The 18,584-nt window shown below is 41.7% G+C and carries 16 protein-coding genes; all 16 read left to right on the top strand.

Features of this window, described 5'->3' with window-relative positions; genetic code table 11:
- Window positions 1-8: 8 nt before the first annotated feature.
- Window positions 9-674 carry a GNAT family N-acetyltransferase gene (locus tag AC3ISE_RS10905; protein ID WP_489224203.1) on the top strand — a complete coding sequence of 222 codons (666 nt, stop codon included), beginning with the start codon at window positions 9-11 and terminating at the stop codon, window positions 672-674.
- Window positions 675-988: 314 nt separating this feature from the next.
- Window positions 989-2,242: a YeeE/YedE family protein gene (locus AC3ISE_RS10900; protein WP_489224202.1), complete on the top strand. Its 1,254-nt coding sequence runs from the start codon at window positions 989-991 to the stop codon at window positions 2,240-2,242.
- 133 nt (window positions 2,243-2,375) lie between these two features.
- On the top strand, window positions 2,376-3,371 hold the full coding sequence (mgrA, locus tag AC3ISE_RS10895; RefSeq protein ID WP_489224201.1) for an L-glyceraldehyde 3-phosphate reductase: 996 nt from the start codon (window positions 2,376-2,378) through the stop codon (window positions 3,369-3,371).
- A gap of 171 nt (window positions 3,372-3,542) precedes the next feature.
- Window positions 3,543-4,688 (top strand): Gfo/Idh/MocA family protein, encoded by a 1,146-nt coding sequence (locus AC3ISE_RS10890; RefSeq protein ID WP_489224200.1) that lies wholly within the window; start codon window positions 3,543-3,545, stop codon window positions 4,686-4,688.
- 177 nt (window positions 4,689-4,865) lie between these two features.
- On the top strand, window positions 4,866-6,002 hold the full coding sequence (locus AC3ISE_RS10885) for a GntR family transcriptional regulator (protein WP_489224199.1): 1,137 nt from the start codon (window positions 4,866-4,868) through the stop codon (window positions 6,000-6,002).
- A gap of 208 nt (window positions 6,003-6,210) precedes the next feature.
- Window positions 6,211-7,494, top strand: a complete 1,284-nt coding sequence (locus tag AC3ISE_RS10880) for an ABC transporter substrate-binding protein (protein ID WP_489224198.1) — start codon at window positions 6,211-6,213, stop codon at window positions 7,492-7,494.
- Between the two features lie 62 nt (window positions 7,495-7,556).
- A complete protein-coding gene (locus AC3ISE_RS10875; RefSeq protein ID WP_489224197.1) occupies window positions 7,557-8,501 on the top strand; it encodes a carbohydrate ABC transporter permease in 945 nt (314 codons plus the stop codon).
- An 11-nt stretch (window positions 8,502-8,512) separates the two neighbouring features.
- On the top strand, window positions 8,513-9,340 hold the full coding sequence (locus AC3ISE_RS10870) for a carbohydrate ABC transporter permease (RefSeq protein WP_070877461.1): 828 nt from the start codon (window positions 8,513-8,515) through the stop codon (window positions 9,338-9,340).
- 16 nt (window positions 9,341-9,356) lie between these two features.
- Window positions 9,357-10,340 carry a Gfo/Idh/MocA family protein gene (locus AC3ISE_RS10865; RefSeq protein ID WP_489224196.1) on the top strand — a complete coding sequence of 328 codons (984 nt, stop codon included), beginning with the start codon at window positions 9,357-9,359 and terminating at the stop codon, window positions 10,338-10,340.
- 9 nt (window positions 10,341-10,349) lie between these two features.
- On the top strand, window positions 10,350-11,264 hold the full coding sequence (locus AC3ISE_RS10860; RefSeq protein ID WP_489224195.1) for a sugar phosphate isomerase/epimerase family protein: 915 nt from the start codon (window positions 10,350-10,352) through the stop codon (window positions 11,262-11,264).
- Window positions 11,251-12,336 (top strand): Gfo/Idh/MocA family protein, encoded by a 1,086-nt coding sequence (locus tag AC3ISE_RS10855; protein WP_489224194.1) that lies wholly within the window; start codon window positions 11,251-11,253, stop codon window positions 12,334-12,336. The genes AC3ISE_RS10860 and AC3ISE_RS10855 overlap by 14 nt, the downstream gene beginning before the upstream one ends.
- Before the next feature lie 127 nt (window positions 12,337-12,463).
- On the top strand, window positions 12,464-13,486 hold the full coding sequence (locus tag AC3ISE_RS10850; RefSeq protein WP_489224193.1) for a zinc-binding alcohol dehydrogenase family protein: 1,023 nt from the start codon (window positions 12,464-12,466) through the stop codon (window positions 13,484-13,486).
- Window positions 13,487-13,650: 164 nt separating this feature from the next.
- Window positions 13,651-14,343, top strand: coding sequence for a FadR/GntR family transcriptional regulator (locus AC3ISE_RS10845; RefSeq protein ID WP_489224192.1), 693 nt, complete (start codon window positions 13,651-13,653; stop codon window positions 14,341-14,343).
- 60 nt (window positions 14,344-14,403) lie between these two features.
- Window positions 14,404-15,711: an FAD-binding oxidoreductase gene (locus AC3ISE_RS10840; protein WP_489224191.1), complete on the top strand. Its 1,308-nt coding sequence runs from the start codon at window positions 14,404-14,406 to the stop codon at window positions 15,709-15,711.
- Window positions 15,712-17,076, top strand: a complete 1,365-nt coding sequence (locus AC3ISE_RS10835) for a (Fe-S)-binding protein (protein WP_489224190.1) — start codon at window positions 15,712-15,714, stop codon at window positions 17,074-17,076.
- On the top strand, window positions 17,076-18,530 hold the full coding sequence (locus tag AC3ISE_RS10830) for an FAD-binding oxidoreductase (protein WP_489224189.1): 1,455 nt from the start codon (window positions 17,076-17,078) through the stop codon (window positions 18,528-18,530). Before AC3ISE_RS10835 ends, AC3ISE_RS10830 begins: the two co-directional genes overlap by 1 nt.
- Window positions 18,531-18,584: the final 54 nt, after the last annotated feature.

Genomic DNA, 18,584 nt, shown 5'->3' with positions numbered 1-18,584 from the left:
GAGTTCTCTTGTATGTAAAAGAATTTTTTGTTTTTGATGGAGATAAGCCTGTAAAAGCAGTCGTTCGAAACTACACGGAAAAGGATTTTGATGCATTGATCCGCATTCAGCAGGAAAGCTTTCCGCCGCCATTTCCATCTGAATTATGGTGGAATGAGGAGCAGCTGAAAAATCATGTATCGCTCTTTCCAGAGGGTGCACTTTGCATTGAAATTAACGGAGAAGTTGCCGGTTCCATGACAGGATTACTTGTACAGTTTGATTCAGATCATCCTGAACATACATGGGAAGAGATCACAGACAATGGGTATATTCGCAATCATGATCCAAATGGCAATACCCTTTATGTCGTTGATATTGGTGTTCGCCCAGCATACAGAAAGTTAGGACTTGGAAAATGGCTTATGTTTTCCATGTATGATGTGGTTGTACACAAGGGGTTGGACAGGCTGCTTGGCGGGGCAAGAATGCCAGGCTATAAGAAGCATTCAGACAAATTAACGGCTTTGCAATATGTCGATCAAGTGGTTAAAGGCGATTTAAAAGATCCCGTTCTATCATTTTTGCTCAGATGCGGAAGAACTCCTCTCCATGTCGCACCAAATTACTTAGAAGATGAAGATTCCTGCAATTACGCCACTTTGATGGAATGGAAAAATCCTTTTAAGAATTAAGGGAGCAGACATTTCAGTTGAAAAAGTTTAGAAGTATAAAAGCGGGAAGACCCACATGGTCTTCCCGCTTTTGCATCAAATTTGATAAATAATATCACATTCACCCTGCGGCCTGAAATACCATAAGCTGAATTTGGCAGGCAAAATTCATAGAGGCTTGGGGAATGACGTGATATTTCCAATTTTTAAATCTCATACGATAATGATTCAATTTTTTGAAATTGAGCATCTCCATTTACAAATCCTTGGAGACAATGTATGGTTAATAGATAAATATATTCCGACTAAATTTATAGGAAAAGGAGTTTATCAGAATGGCAGAAACAACTATAAATAGATCTCCATCATTTAAACAAAGAACAACAGTTGTGTCAGAGTTAAATCCAGTGCAAAAGCCGCTCGTTGCAGCAGGGGTTCTTGCAGCGGTTATTCTGCTCATTGCGATTTTAACTGCAGCGAATGCAACTCAGGGAGTCTTATATATAATCGGCATCCTGCTTGGAGTCACATTGCTTCATGCCAGATTTGGCTTTACATCTGCTTTCCGCCGTCTCATGTCTGTTGGCAACGTTCAGGGACTTCAGGCTCATATGCTGATGCTTGCCATCGCTTCTGTGTTATTTGCCATTATTTTAAGCACAGGCTTCAGCTTTACAGGTACAGCACCTGCAGGGTATGTATCTCCAGTTGGAGTGAGCGTCATTTTCGGTTCTTTTATTTTCGGAATTGGGATGCAGCTTGGAAACGGGTGTGCATCTGGTACACTTTACTCTGTTGGAGGCGGCTCGTCATCCATGATTTTGACCTTGATTTCATTTATCGCAGGCTCTGTAATTGGAGCGTATCATTTTACATTCTGGATGGAAGATATGCCAGCATTGCCGCCGATTTCACTGGCAACTTCAACAGGACTCGGTTATTTCGGGGCACTGCTTGTTCAGCTGGCCGCTTTTGCCCTCATTTATTGGATTACCGTTCAAATTGCCAAAAAGAAAAATCCGCCGATGATGAAGCCTCTGCCAACAACAAATGGCTGGAAAAAAGTCATTCGCGGATCATGGCCATTATTTGCTGCAGCCATCATTTTAGCCCTGTTAAATGCATTAACCCTCTCAATTAGAGGAAATCCATGGGGAATCACGTCTGCGTTTGCTCTTTGGGGCGGGAAGGCATTAATGGCTGCAGGCGTTGATGTTTCAAGCTGGGGCTATTTTGCTGGAGCTAACGGAGCTGCACTTACAAAAACAGTGCTCGCTGATTCAACCAGTGTCATGAACTTTGGGATTATCCTTGGTGCCTTTATTTCAGCGGCAGCACAAGGAACTTTCAAACCGGGAAAGATCAAACCAGGTGTAGCAGGAGCCTCTATCATCGGAGGACTCCTGATGGGATATGGCGCCCGATTGGCATTTGGATGCAACATCGGTGCTTATTTTGGCGGAATAGCATCATTCAGTCTTCATGGCTGGGTATGGATGATCATGGCCATGCTTGGTACATTCCTTGCCCTGTTTATCCGTCCGCTGTTCGGTCTGAAAAACCCTAAATCTACAGACTCTATTTGCTGAGAACTCTCTTATGAGGGTTCTTTCTTTTTAATAGTTCAAAAAGACTAATTATTTAAAAAATAAGACAGATTCATTTACGAAATCGCTTTCTTCAACTACTATACAAAAGAAAGTGATAAAGGGAGGAATCTAAATGACATACAAAGCAAGTTCAGAACGATATCAATCTATGAAGTACAACCGCTGCGGAAATTCAGGTTTGCTGCTGCCGGCCATTTCACTTGGGCTATGGCACAATTTCGGAGGAGTCGATTCGTTTGAAAACGGCCGCGCCATGCTTCGCCGCGCTTTTGATCTGGGGATTACTCATTTTGATCTGGCAAACAACTACGGCCCGCCTCCGGGATCTGCCGAAGAAATGTTTGGACAAGTGCTGAAAACAGATTTTGCTCCATACCGGGATGAATTAATCATTTCTTCAAAAGCAGGCTATCACATGTGGGACGGCCCTTATGGCGAATGGGGCTCTAAAAAATATTTGATTGCAAGCTTGGATCAAAGCTTAAAACGCATGGGGCTGGACTATGTAGATATTTTTTACTCCCACCGTCCCGATCCTAATACACCACTTGAAGAAACAATGGGAGCATTAGATCAAATCGTCCGTCAGGGAAAAGCTTTATACGTTGGTATTTCAAGCTATACGGCTGAACAAACGGAAGAAGCTGTAAAAATATTAAACCGTCTCGGCACACCGCTTCTTATTCATCAGCCAAGTTATTCGATGCTCAACCGCTGGATTGAAAACGGTCTGCAGGAAGTCCTTCAGGAAAATCGTGTTGGCTCAATCGCTTTTTGTCCTCTGGAACAGGGCTTGCTCACAAGCAAATACCTATCTGGGGTTCCTGCTGATTCACGAGCGGCGAAATCAACCGGAGCCCTCAGTGAAGACCGTGTGACAGAAGAAATGGTACATAAAATCAAGCAGCTTAATGAAATTGCAGCAAACCGCGGTCAAAACCTTGCCCAAATGGCATTGGCATGGGTTTTGCGAGAAGGACGCGTGACATCTGCACTTATTGGCGCAAGCAGAGTAAGCCAGATTGAAGAGAACGTTGCTGCATTGAACCATCTTGAATTCAATAAAGCTGAGCTTGATAGAATAGAAAATATTCTGGCCGATAAATAATGGAAAAGCCTTGCTTTTAAGCAAGGCTTTTCTTTATGAAATCTAGTATATTAGATTCAAATAAAAAAATTATAACGGAGAAAAAGAGGATATTTCTATTTTAAGACTAATTAGTGATTATAATGACCGCAATTTTTATAACAACCAATATATGAAAGCTGGTGATCTGTTATGAAAGAAATACGAGTTGGAATGGTAGGATATAAGTTTATGGGAAAAGCACACAGTCTGGCTTATCGGAATGTTCCATTTTTCTTTCCAGGCTCAGCAACGCCGGTACTCAAAGCAATTGCCGGCCGTAGTGAAAAAGGTGTTAAGCAGGCAGCTGAAGAACTCGGCTTTGAAACCTATGAAACAGATTGGCGAAAATTAATAGAAAGAGATGATATTGACTTAATCGATATTGTCACTCCAAACAATTCTCATGCAGAAATCGCGATTGCTGCAGCAGAAGCCGGAAAACATGTGATATGTGAAAAGCCCTTAGCATTAGATGTGGAGCAGGCGGAAAGGATGCTTGAGGCAGTGACCAGAAATAAAGTTATTCATATGATCTCGCATAATTACCGCTTCGCTCCTGCCGTTCAATATGCGAAAAAGCTGATTCAGCAAGGAAGGCTGGGCCGGATCTATCATGTCCGGGCAACATATCTTCAGGACTGGATTATGGATCCTGATTTCCCGATTGCATGGAGATTGAAAAAAGAAGTTACCGGTTCTGGAGCTTTGGGAGATATAGGGGCACATATCATTGATCTTACGAGATTTCTGGTTGGTGAAATATCAGAGGTAGTTGGAGCCATGGAGACATTTATTAAAGAGCGGCCGATAGAAGGAGAAGCCGGGAAAAAAGGGCAGGTTGATGTCGACGATGCTGCTTCATTCATTGCAAAATTTGAAAATGGGGCAATGGGTGTTTTTGAAGCAACTCGTTTTGCAGCAGGAAATAGAAATCGCAATAGTTTTGAAATCAATGCTGAGTTTGGTTCCATCAAATGGGATCTTGAAAACATGAACAATTTGCACGTGTACTTAACAGAGGATGACAAAGGTCTTCAGGGTTTTCGGGTCATTAACTGTACAGAAGAAGAGCATCCCTATGCCCATGCATACTGGCCAGCAGGACATATTATCGGGTATGAACATACATTTGTGAACTTAATATCCGAATTGATGAAAGCGATTACAAATAATGAACATAAACAGCCGAATTTCCATGATGGCTTGCAGAATCAGCTCATTCTTGAAGCAATCGAACGTTCGTCTAAAGAAAAGAAATGGATTTCCATTGCAAAAAAAATTGAACAATTGAGTTAAAGCGGGAGGAATCCTGCTTTTTATTATGTATTGTTGAGGTTTTTCAGTTTTTCTATTAGATAGATACTATAAATCTATATAAATAAAGTATGAATATTCCTAGTTTTCTTACAAAATGCTTTTCTAGTGAAGAAATAGTTGTTATATTGAATATATCAACCGTTGAAAGGTGACGCTATGACAACTTTTAATCCTCTTTACCTGAAAGTATATAATTTACTATTAAACCAAATTCAAAGCGGAAAATTAAAACTTGGCGATAAGGTTCCTTCTGAAAAAGAGCTTGCAGATCAATTCGAAGTAAGCCGCATAACCACCAAAAAAGCACTAGATCTTCTCTCTGAAGAAAACTATATTGAAAGAATTCAGGGGAAGGGTTCATTTGTTATTCATTCAGATGCGGCTAATGGAACTACTCTTGCAGCTAAGCCGGAGCGATTAAAACGTCATTTAATCGGATTTATTCTGCCGAGTTTTGATGAAAGCTATGGGATGGGACTTGTAAAGGGAATTGAAAAGAGGTGCAGCGAACTTGGGTTTACGATTCTCTTGAAACTCAGCTACGGAAAGAAAGAAATTGAAGAACAGGCCGTGAATGACTTTCTTGATATGGGCGCAGAAGGTTTAATTGTCTTTCCTGTTCACGGAGAGCATGTAAATAATAAACTTCTTGAACTGGTTTCAAAAAATTTCCCCGTCGTTTTGATTGACCGATTCATCAAAGGGATACCTGCCTCGTTTGTATGTACGGATCACCGAAAAGCAGCGGCAGAGTTAACGAATCATTTATTTGAAATGGGACACAGAGAAATCGGGTTCATTTCTCCGCCTTCAGAGGGAACGACAGCTATTGAAGAAAGAGTGATGGGTTTTCATATTGCCCATTCTGAACAAGGCGTGAAGCTGAATAGGGACTATATCTTGGCTGAAATTAAAAACAGCATGCCATTACACGAAATGACGGATTCTTACGTTTTTAAAGAGGACACCATGAAATTAGACAATTTCCTGGACAAACATCGCAGGATAACAGCCATAGTAGCCTGTGAACATTCCATCGGAGAACAAGTAGCTGCAGGTTTATCAAGGATTGGAAGGCGAATTCCAGATGAAGTGTCAGTCGTTTGTTTTGATTCTCCTGGAAATTCCAGAACTCAGTTTACTCATATTAAACAGGATGAACAGAGTATCGCTATAGAAGCGGTGAATCTTCTTAAAGAAAAAATGCTGGATTCAGATTTTGCCGTTCAGCAGATATATATTCCGCACACGATCGTTGAAGGTAAAACAACTAAAGCTTTTTCTATGAAATAGGTCTGAATAATCAGGCCTTTTTTATTTTATTTTTAAATATTCTGAAAAATATATTGACTTATAATTTCAAAAGCTATTAATATAGGAACTATAAAACATAACAACATGACATATCATTATATTATTTGAAAGCGCTTTATTTAACGAGAGGAAGGAGGATTTGTAATAACAACCGTTTTTCCATTAAAAGAATAGAGGGGGATTTTTCGTGAGGCATTTGAAAAGTATTTTTTTAGTAGCTGTTTCATTCTTACTCCTTTTGTCCGGCTGCAGTTCTGATTCAGCATCAACCAAGGAAAGTGCTGATGGCAAGACGACGATAACATTTTGGCATCCAATGACAGATATTACTGGTGATGCGGTTAAAGAAGTTGTAAAAGCTTTTGAAAAAGAAAATCCTGATATTAAAGTGAAATCGGTATATATTGCAAACCAAGGTGAAGGCTCAAACGAAAAACTGCTTTCATCCATTGCCGGCGGAAACCCTCCAGATGTCGCCTACTTCGACAGATTCGAGATTGCATCCTGGGCCGCACAAGGATCGCTGGAAGATTTAAGTGATCTCGCCAAGAAAGATAAGATTTCCAAAGAAAATTTCTACCCATTCGCATGGGAAGAAGCAACCTTCGAAGATAAACTTTACGGATTACCCACAACGACAGATTCCCGCTTAGTTTACTACAACAAAAAACATTTCGAAAAAGCTGGACTCGATCCAGAAAACCCTCCTAAGACCATTGCAGAACTTGAAGAAGCAGCAGAAAAATTAACGATCAAAAAAGGAAAAAGATTCTCTCAGATCGGCTTTATTCCATGGCTTGACCAAGGCTGGTTCTACGGCTGGGGCTGGGCATTCGGAGGAGATTTTTATAATCCTGACACACAGGAAGTAACGGCTGATGATCCTAAAAATGTTGAAGCATTGAAGTGGATCGCAGATTACGCTAAAAAATACAATATCGAGGACATTACAGCTTTCACAAATTCTCAAGGCACTGGTGCAATGGATCCATTCTTAACAGAACAAATCAGCATGAAAGTAAGCGGTCCTTGGACTGTGTCTGCCATCAATAAATTCAAGCCGGATTTAGAGTATGGGGTTTTCCCTATTCCGACTCCTACTGGAGATAATTACTCAACCTGGTCTGGCGGCTGGTCCGTTGTCATTCCTAAAGGTGCGAAAGAAAAAGAAGCTGCCTGGGAATTCCTTAAGTTCTTCAGCGGAGAAGAAGGACAAAAAATCTTCAGCGGAATTGCTAAAGATTTTTCAATTATTGATTCTGTAAATGAGGAATTAGGGTACAAGGATGATCCGATCCTTAAAGAATTTGTTGAGATCTTGCCTTCGAGCAATCACAGACCTGTTATGACACAGGGAAGCTTATATTGGAATGAACTTGCAAGTGCTGTTGAAAATGCTACTAGAGGCAACGGAACTCCTGAGGAACTTCTGAAAAAAGTGAATGAAAAAGTAGAGAAAGCTTTAAAGTAGGGCTGCAAGGGGATTCTCCAATTGGGGAATCCCTGAAACAAAACTGAAGGAGGTATGTTTTCATGCAGCAGCCAGTTATAAAGAACTCAGCCACAATAAAAGAGGTTCCTGTCACAAAAAAGAAAGTTTGGAGAAACAAAACTTCCTTATACGGTTTGTTATTTGTAACACCTTGGATTATAGGACTTATTATTTTTTATGCCTTTCCATTAATTTCATCCATCTATTTCAGCTTCACAACATACAGCATTCTTCAGCCCGGAGAGTTTGTGGGAATGCAGAATTATAAAGAGCTGATGAGTGATGATCTTTTTTGGAAGTCTGTTTCAAATACCATCTATTTCGCAGTCTTTTATGTTCCGCTCAGCATCATATTTGGTGTATGTCTGGCGATGATTTTGAACTTAAAGGTAAAAGGGATGACAGTTTACCGTACGATTTTCTTCTTGCCGACACTCGTGCCTCAGGTTGCGCTTGCCGTACTTTGGATGTGGCTCTTAAACCCGCAGTTTGGGTTAGTCAATGGAATGCTGGATCTTCTGGAAATTCAAGGTCCCGCATGGTTAGGCAGTGAAACATGGTCTAAGCCATCTATCGTGATGATGTCGCTTTGGGGCATCGGACAGGCAGTTGTTATCTATTTGGCAGGTCTTACGGATATATCTGAAGATTACTATGATGCTGCTGAAGTGGACGGGGCAAATTGGCTGCAGAAAACGATACATATTACCTTGCCATTGTTAACACCTGTTATCTTTTTTAACCTCGTAATGGGTGTCATTGGCGCATTTCAGCAGTTTGCCTTGCCGTACGCGCTTACAGGCGGACAGGGTACTCCGGCAAATTCCTTAACGTTTTATGTGATGTATTTATATGACAATGGATTCAAATTCTTCAAAATGGGCTATGCTTCAGCAATGGCTTGGATCCTTTTTGCCATCATTATGATCTTAACAGCCGTTATCTTTTCAACATCTAAAAGGTGGGTTCACTATCAAGGAAAATAAGGAGGGATACGATGAAAACAAAAACTTCAAACCGTATTTTTGCCCATGCATTTCTGATTCTGATTTCGATTCTCTTTTTAGTTCCGTTTTTCTGGATGCTGTCTACTTCGCTAAAAGATCAAACGCAAATTTTTTCGTTTCCTCCTGAATGGATTCCAACCCCTTTTAAATGGAGCAATTATCAGGAGGCTGTAGAATATATTCCTTTTTTCAGTTATTTGAAAAATACAGTTGTGATAACCGTGTTCAGCACAATTGGTGCAGTTATCACGTGCCCTTTAGTAGCTTACGGTTTTGCGAAATTAAAATTTAAAGGCAGCAATGCTTTATTCATAGTGACCATTGCCGTCATGATGATCCCGGGACAAGTTACAATGATTCCCCTGTTCATTCTGTTTGAAAAACTTGGCTGGGTTGGCAGCCCTCTGCCGCTGATTGTACCTGTTTTTTTCGGAGTTCCTTTCTACATCTTTTTACTGCGGCAATTCTTTCTGGGATTGCCTGATACGTTAATGGATGCAGCGAGAATTGATGGAGCAGGAGAATTCCGCATTTACTGGCAAATTATGCTTCCGCTTGCAAAACCGGCAGTGCTTGCAGTAGGTCTGTTTCAATTTATGGGAAGCTGGACCGACTTTTTAGGACCTCTGCTTTATCTGACTGACGAAACATCCTACACTCTTTCCTTAGGCCTGCAGCAATTCCAGAGCCAAAGAGGAACGGAATGGGGATTGATGATGGCGGTCTCAACATTGATGACGCTTCCTATCATTATCTTATTCTTTTTCCTGCAAAAAACATTTATTAAAGGCATTACGTTCAGCGGTATAAAAGGATGACAGGAGATGAATCCGCGTGGAAAAGATCAGAATTGGTTTTATAGGCTCCGGAGGAATTGCCCATTATCATGCCTCACATTTAAAAGAATTAGAGAATGTCCTTATCACGGCAATTGCCGACCCGAATCCTGAAAGCAGACGCAGTTTCCTGCAAACACATGAACTTGAAGCTTTGGAATTTGATGATTTTGAAGAAATGCTGAGCAGGTCAGAGGTAGAAGGCGTAATTATTTGCTCTCCGCATACGCTTCATTACAAGCATGCCAAAGCTGCTCTTTTAAAAGGCTGTCATGTATTGCTTGAGAAACCAATGGTATGTTCTGTCGATGAAGCGGAAGAATTAATTGAACTATCAAAAGAGAGAAAGTGCGTTCTGCAAATCTCGTACCAGCGTCATTATCAGCCTGAATTTCTTCATATAAAAAAGCTGATCGAAGAAAATCAAATCGGCACACTTACTAGTGTAAATGCATCTCTTTATCAGGATTGGATCTACTTGTCAGCCGGTACATGGAGACAGAACCCAGCCTTGTCAGGCGGCGGAATGCTGTTTGATTCAGGCAGTCATATTTTAGATTCTATTCTTTGGATTACTGGGCTTACACCGGTTGAAACAAAATCATTTATTCATCAGCGCGGAACAGAAGTAGATATTGATTCATTTACAACAGTCAAGTACACACAAAACGTGATGGGAACGATCACGATCGCTGGAATGTCACCATGCTGGCATGAAACATATTCATTTTTGGGCGATAAAGGAGCCATCTTCTGCGAGAATGGACAGGTTTCACTAGTCAGAAACGGGGAAGCCCCGGAAATACAAAGCATTGACGCTGCGAAAACAAACACTGATAAAAGCTTCATCAGGGCCATTACTGGAAATGAAGAGGTTCAAGTTCCCGGCGAATTTGCTGTTCAGGTTTTGCATTTTACAAAAGCCATTTATGAAGGTGCCAGTGAAAAATCACAAATTGCCTGCCAATCTAAGAGACTGTGAGGGAAAAATATGAACAATAAAATCGGCATGAGGATACCACCGTATTTCGGAAAAGAAGGAATTGAATACACAGCGAAATGGGCGAATGAAAATGGGATTAAGGTACTTGACCTTCCCAATCTTGACGAGTCAGTTAAACAGATATTAGAAAGCTATCAAATCGACATTGGTTCAATTGATGGAAAAGGATGTGTTGGGAACACGGATCTTTTAAGTGAGGATGAGGGGAAACGCTGGAATGCAGTTCTATCTTTAAAGGAACAGTTTGAACATGTTTCAGCATTGGGAGGCAAGGTGATTTTCATGTGTCTTGTGCCGGAAAACAGCCTGATTCCTAAAAAAAGAAGCTTAGAAATATGGAAAGAAACATTTCCTGAGGTGGTCGGGCTTGCCGAGAAAAACAATCTTTTTCTGGCACTTGAAGGATGGCCTGGTCCTGCACCTGCGTATCCAACTCTTGGAACGACTCCAGAGGTGCTCAGATATATGTTTGGTGAGGTACCGTCCAAGCATTTCGGTGTCAATTATGATCCCTCTCATTTAGTGAGACTTGGCATTGATTATCTTCGGTTTCTTGATGAGTTTGGTGAAAAAATTCTTTACTGTCATGGAAAAGATACAGCGCTGCTTAAAGAGGAACAATATGATTTAGGCCATTTGCCTGGCGTATTCGATTCTAAGTATGACTTTTCCGAAGGAGCATGGCGCTATACAATTCCGGGTCATGGGGAGGTTGACTGGAAAAAGGTTGCAGTCAGATTAGATGCGCTCGGGTATAAAGGTCCAATCAGCATTGAACTTGAGGATCATCATTATTGGGGCGCACTTTCTTCTGAACAAGAAGGCATTAAGCGTGCTAAAGATTTTCTTCAGTCGGTTTTTCATAATAAGAAATCAGGAGGAATGGCGGATGTCAAACATTAAAATTGGAATTATTGGAAGCGGAGGAATTGCTGCAGTACATGCTAAAGCCTATCTGCAAATGAAGGATGTCACGATTGCTGCGGTCGCAGACGTCATTCCCGGAAAAGCAAAGGAATTTATCGAACAGCTGGGAATCCACGATGCCCAGGCATTCGACAGTCATCTGGAATTGCTTGAACTTGATTTAGATGGTGTAAGTGTCTGTACGCCAAATGTCACTCACCACAGAACCAGTATTGATTCATTGCTTGCAGATAAACATGTACTAGTTGAAAAACCGCTGGCAGTTACTCTAGAACAAGCGGTTGAAATGGTTGAGACATCACGCCGCACAGGAAAAATGCTGACGGTCGGATTTCAGCCAAGATATGATCCAAATATGAAAACAATTAAAGAAATTGTTCAATCCGGACAGCTTGGAGATGTCTATTATATTCAAACCGGCGGAGGCAGAAGAAGGGGGATGCCAGGGGGGACTTTCATAAATAAGGAGCTGGCAGGAGCTGGTGCAATGGCGGATATTGGCTGTTATTCCCTGGACTTGGCTTTAAATGCACTGAATTATCCTAAGCCTTTAACCGTTTCAGCCTATACATCCAGTCATTTTGGCAAGAATCCTCTGTATCATCATGAAGCGGCCAGGTTTGAAGTAGAAGACTTTGGAGTGGCGATGGTTCGATTAGAAGGAGGAAAGGTGCTTAATTTTAAAATTTCATGGGCGATGCACATGGATTCCTTAGGACCTACCATTTTTCTCGGTACAGACGCAGGACTAAAGCTGACACCTGCAGGACACGGACCTTGGAGCGGGGTCTGGGACGGCGGCATTGGAAGCATTTCACTCTTTCACGATATTGTCGGACAGCATTCAGAAACTCAGATTCCCGTCATTGATCATAAAATTGATATTTTTCATGAAAAAGTAAGAGATTTTGTGGCAGCCATAAAAGAAAATCGGCCAGCTCCAATTCCGGCAGAGCAAATCTTACTTAATCAGGCGATTATTGATGGGGTACTTCGTTCCTCTGCGCTGGGTAAAGAAGTTGATATTAAGGTTCCGGTATTTGTTTGAGTAAATCAGTTTGCAAAAACGCCTATGATTTTAGGCGTTTTTGTTATTTTAACCAAGTTGATTTAATTGATTTATTCGATTATTCTCCCCATACTAAATAATAGAATTAGATGGGGAGGAATCATTGATGAAAGCAATCGGACTGCATAAATACTTGCCAATCGAAGATGAAGAAAGCTTGCTCGACATTGAAATGGAAAAACCAGCGGCTGCAGGAAAAGATCTGCTGGTCCAAGTTAAAGCCATTTCCATTAATCCTGTTGATACAAAAGTACGTGCACCTAAAGAGAAAATAGAGGAAGAGCCAAAAATTCTCGGCTGGGATGCAAGCGGCACAGTGGTGGAAACCGGTGAGAATTGTACAGATTTTAGACCAGGCGATGAAGTGTTTTATGCCGGCAGCATCACGAGGCAAGGCACTTACAGCGAATATCATCTGGTAGATGAAAGAATTGTTGGGAAAAAGCCTAAAACCATATCTCATGCAGAAGCAGCTGCTCTTCCGCTGACGGCGATTACAGCATATGAAGGGCTGTTCGATCGATTAAAGATTGATCCTGCTGACAAAGAGCGAAACAAAAGGAATCAGATTTTGATCATCGGCGGAGCAGGAGGAGTGGGATCTATTGCGATACAGCTTGCTAAATGGGCAGGTTTGAACGTGATTGCAACAGCATCACGACCTGAAACGATAGCATGGTCAGAGAAGTATGGCGCCGATCATATCATAAACCATCATAAATCTTTGAAAGAAGAGCTTGAAAAACGGCAAATCACAGAAGTGGACTATATCTTTTGTCTGAATAACACAGATCAGCACTGGAATGGCATGAGCGAAGTGATTAAGCCTCAGGGCAAAATTTGTTCAATCGTTGAAAACAAGGAACCTCTTGATTTGAATGTGTTAAAAAGCAAGAGTGTCACATTCGTCTGGGAATTTATGTTCACAAGAGCCATGTATCAAACAGACGACATGCAAGAACAGCAGATACTGCTGAACAAAATCAGTGAACTAATAGATGAAGGTGTTTTAAAAACAACCTTAAATCAAACCCTATCACCGATCAATGCCGAGAATATTAAGAAAGCCCATCAAACATTAGAAGGCGGAAAAACGATCGGGAAAATTGTGCTGGAACCATTTAAATAGAAACAAATATTTAGCGGTCTGACAGCCGCTATTTTTATTTTGTTTTCAGAATTATTTAATAAATTGTGAAAATGATTTGAAAAATGAAGTTCATCATGTTTAAATGAAACTATAACAGATTACTTGTCAGATATGTGATGTCTGAAAAGAAAGGCTGTGAATAGGTGCTAATTGAAAAAATTTCAACGAAGAAAGTTTCAGATACGGTCAGCGAGCAGATTGAGAACATGATTTTGGACGGCTCCATTCGTGCTGGCGAAAAGCTTCCATCGGTAAGAGAGCTATGCGAGAAATTTGGAGTAGGGCGATCTGCTGTACGTGATGCCATCACTGTTTTAAAAGGAAAAGGTCTTGTAATCGTGAAACAGGGAGAGGGCACGTATGTGAGCAAGTTTGACTCCGCGAAGATTTTCAGCAAAGCCGCCATGCTTCCTAATGCAAATGATATTACCGAACTTTTTCAAGTTAGAAAAATCGTCGAAACCGGCATGGCTGAAATGGCTGCATGCAATCGCTCCGAAAACGATCTTAAGCGAATGAAAATGATCTTATCAACCCATACTGATGCCCCCTGGGAAGATGATTATCAGTTTCATTTATCGATTGCCAAAGCAACCGGCAATGCACTGCTGATTCAGTTTGTACAAGTTATATCCACCACAATTAAACATGCAATGATTGATTTTCACCAGTTTATCAAAAGTGATTATGAAGCGGTAAAAACCATTGCAGAACATCATGAGCGCATCTTCGAAAGCATTTCTTCCGGTAGACCTAATCAATCAAACGAATACATGCTGCAGCATTTAACGTTTGTAGAATCCATTCTTCACAAGAGTCTTCAGCAGAATAACTGAATTTTTTTGAAAATAAAACAAAACGGTGTTTGGTATTACAAAACAATTGGAGGTGGAGTTTTGATCCTGACAGAATTAATCTCACTTTTCCCTGAAGATAAAGTTAAAACGGAGGGTCAGATAAATCACTTGCTCGGAAATAATGGCGAAATGACTGTGTTCCCGACTACAGAAGAGGAAATCACACAAGTTCTTAAATTTGCTGATCAAAATGACAAAAAAGTTTCCATCATCGGCGGCGGGACAAAGCGCGGATTTGGAGGATTATCAGAATATGCAGATATCCAATTATCCTTGGCACATTACAAAGGAGTAACAGAGCATACTCCCGGAGATATGACTGTAACCGTTAAAGCAGGAACAACATTTAAAGAGCTTCAGGATTATTTAGCAAAGCATCAGCAAAAAGTTTCCCTTGATCCGGCCTGGCCAGATTATTCTACAATAGGAGGAATCATCGCTTCAAATGAAAGCGGTCCCAAAAGGCTTGGTTACGGATCATCAAGAGATTCAGTTATTGGACTCAGAATGGTTTATCCTGACGGACAGGTCATCCGCTCAGGGGGGAAAGTAGTTAAAAACGTTGCCGGCTATGATATGAATAAGCTTTTTATAGGATGTATGGGCACACTTGGAGTTGTGACAGAAATCACGTTGAAACTCAGGCCAATTCCAAAATATGAAAGTCTCACTCTATTAACTTTTCCAATTGAACTTCAGGAAGAAATGAGTTTGTTCGTTATAAATCTGCTGGATTCCATGATGGAGCCAATCACGTTAGAACTTTTGAGTCCGGCCTTATCTAAACGGTTAACAAACAGAGAAATGTATACGCTTGCAATCAGTTTTGAGGATTTCGAACCTTCAGTCCGCTATCAGGAAGAGTTTATTAAAAGCATCATCCCGGAGGGTACGCTGTATGCACTGCTGCCTCAGGCGGAAGCAGAATTATTTTGGGATGCTTTTTACAAGACTGCGCCAAGCGGTGTCAGCTCAAAGCCTGGTTCAGTTACCGAAGCTGTCTTGAAAATCGGCGTAAAAAACTTGGATGTTTTCCAAATTGTGAAGGAATGTGCCGGTATGCATAAGGCGGTGTCGATTGAAGCTCATGGAGGATTGGGACACGGCTTATGCCAAGTTATTCTGAGGGGAAGCAGCAATGACGTAATGAATGCAATTGAGCGTATTCAGCAAATCACGGCTCAGTTAGGCGGTTATACAATCATCAAGCACCTGCCATACGCCTTGAGGCACAAAACGGAAGTATGGGGAGAAAAGCCATCTTATTTCTTTCTGATTCAAGGAATTAAAGCGGCAATCGATCCAAAATCAGTCCTGAACTACAAACGTTACCTGGGAGGGATCTAAGTGAGCATAAGAGAAAGCGACTTAAAGCAGGCATCCCCGGCATGCAAGGAAACAAGTCTCAGCAATTATTTATGGAAGGATCATCCGGATGAGAGCAAATGGGCAGATTGCGTCCACTGCGGCATGTGTCTGGAGTCCTGTCCAACTTATGAGATAACAGGCCAGGAGCAGCATTCACCGCGGGGGCGGGTGCATTTGATCAAATCAGTCGCAGATGGAAAGCTTCAGGTGAATGAACAATTCATGGATCCGGTTTTCGCGTGTCTAGATTGCCGTGCCTGCACGACGGCATGTCCTGCAGATGTGGATGTCGGCGGTCTTATTGAAGAAGCCCGGGGCCAGATCCGCCAGGCAATGCCTTTAACCGGAGTAAAAGGAACCGTAAGCAAATTTTTCTTAAAAGGTCTGTTTCCTCATCAAAATCGATTGAATACTGTGGGAAGCCTGCTTAAATTTTATCAAAAAAGCGGAATGCAAAAAGCAGTGAGAAAAACCGGAATGCTGAAGGTCATGCCAAAGCACCTGGCAGAAATGGAAGCCATTATGCCTGAGATCAAGCAGCCCGTGCGCAAAAAGTACAAAAATCAAACGGTCATACCTGCACAGGGCGCGGCAAAGACTGGAGTATCCTTCCTGACAGGCTGTGTGATGGACGTTATGTTCAGTGATATTAATGAATCCACAATAAATGTATTAACGAAGAACGGAAATGACGTGACCATTCCGCAAAACCAGACATGCTGCGGAGCCCTTCATGTTCATGCAGGTGACAGAGATACAGGCCGCAAGCTTGCAAAACAGAACATTGAGGCTTTTAAAGATTCGGATAAAGTCATTGTTAATGCAGCAGGATGCGGATGCATGCTGAAGGAGTATGGTGAATTGTTCAGAGAAGTAGATACAGAATGGCATGAAAGAGCAGAAGAATTTGCCGAAAAAGTAGTTGATGTTTCAAAATACCTCCATGACACCGGCTATGAAAAACCTAAAGCTGAATTGAACACAAGAATTACCTATCATGATGCATGCCACTTAGCACATGGACAGGGTGTGCGCCAGGAGCCGCGAGATATCTTACTTGATATTCCAGGCGTGGAAATGGTCCATATGCCTAATGCTGACAGATGCTGCGGAAGTGCGGGCATATACAACATAACCAACCCTGAAATGGCAGGCGCTGTACTTGAAAGCAAAATGGAAAATGTTCCGGATGACGTTGAGATGATCTCAATGGGGAATCCAGGCTGTATGCTCCAAATGGCTATGGGTGTCCAAAAATACGGCAGAAATCAGAAGGTTGTTCATACGGTACAGCTCCTTGATTGGGCCTATCAAATGGAGGAGAAAAGAAAGGAGGAGCTTTAATGGCTGTTAAAGGACTTAAAACGAAAGATAAACATATTCATAGTCTTGCAAAACTGACAGGCGGTCCATCAAACATTCTCTATCATAAAGAAGATTTAATTGCCTATGATTGTGACGGCTTTACCATTCACAAACATTTGCCAAAAGCGGTTGTATTTCCGAAAAATACAGAAGAAGTCGCAGCACTCGTCAAATATTGTTCAGAAAACCAGCTGCCATTCCTGGCAAGAGGTGCCGGAACAGGCTTAAGCGGAGGCGCTATTCCTATTAACGGCGAGGTCATTATCAGTCTGGTAAAAATGAAAAAACTGATCAGTGTAGATCTTGAAAATAGACGGGCTGTCGTTGAACCCGGATTCGTCAATCTTAAATTAACCAACTCCATTGCAGATAAAGGGTATTACTATGCGCCGGATCCATCCAGTCAATATTGCTGTACCATAGGGGGAAACGTTGCTGAAAATGCAGGCGGCGCCCATTGCCTCAAATATGGCGTAACAACAAACCATATCCTTGGTCTGGAGGTTGTCCTGCCAAATGGTGAGATTATTGAAATTGGAAAAAATGGTATTCCAGATTCGCCGGGCTATGATCTGCTTGGATTAATCACCGGATCAGAAGGAACGCTTGGAATCGTCACAAAGATCACCGTAAGAATCTTAAAAAACCCTGAATCTAAGCAGACTGTCCTTGCTTACTTTGATAGTGTGTCAGATGGCAGCGGCGCTGTTTCAGACATTATTTCAGCTGGCATTGTCCCTGCAGCTCTTGAAATGATGGATAAAACCGCAATTGAAGGCGTTGAGGCGGCAGCTTTTCCCGTAGGACATCCAAAGGACATTGAAGCTGTCTTATTAATAGAAGTAGACGGCATTTCTGCCGGCATCGATGAACAGATCACTCAAATTCTTGAGGTATGCACCAAATGGAATGTCCGTGAGGTAAAGGCTGCTGAAAGTGAAGCAGAGCGTGCAAGATGGTGGGCAAACAGAAAAACAGGCTTTGGAGCGATGGGAGCAATTTCACCTGATTATCTTGTACAGGATGGAGTCATTCCTCGGAGCAGACTGCCCGAAGTTCTTGAAAAAATCAATCAGATCAGCAAAGAATCTGGTCTCCGGATCGCCAATATCTTTCATGCAGGAGACGGCAATCTGCATCCGCTTGTCTTGTTTGATTCAAGAATTCCGGGTCAGACTGAGGCAGCTTTAAAAGTCGGCAGCGCATGTCTGCAGGTTTGTGCCGAAGTTGGCGGAACGATTACAGGTGAACATGGGGTAGGCATTGAAAAGAGAGAAGAAATGCGGTTTGTCTTCACAGATGAAGAGATTTTGGCTCAAACAAAAGTCCGGGAAGTCTTTAACCCTGATAATCTATTAAATGCAGGTAAATTATTTCCAAGTCCGGGACGCTGTGCGGAAGTAAAAAAAGAAATGAAAGCAGCAGCCCTTTAAATTAAATTGGTAAAATGTTCTGAAAATGATTGTAAACGCTTAGATTTTCATGCT

Source organism: Metabacillus sp. KH_069, from assembly GCF_057838075.1.
This window is presented reverse-complemented; position numbering and strand designations above follow the sequence as displayed.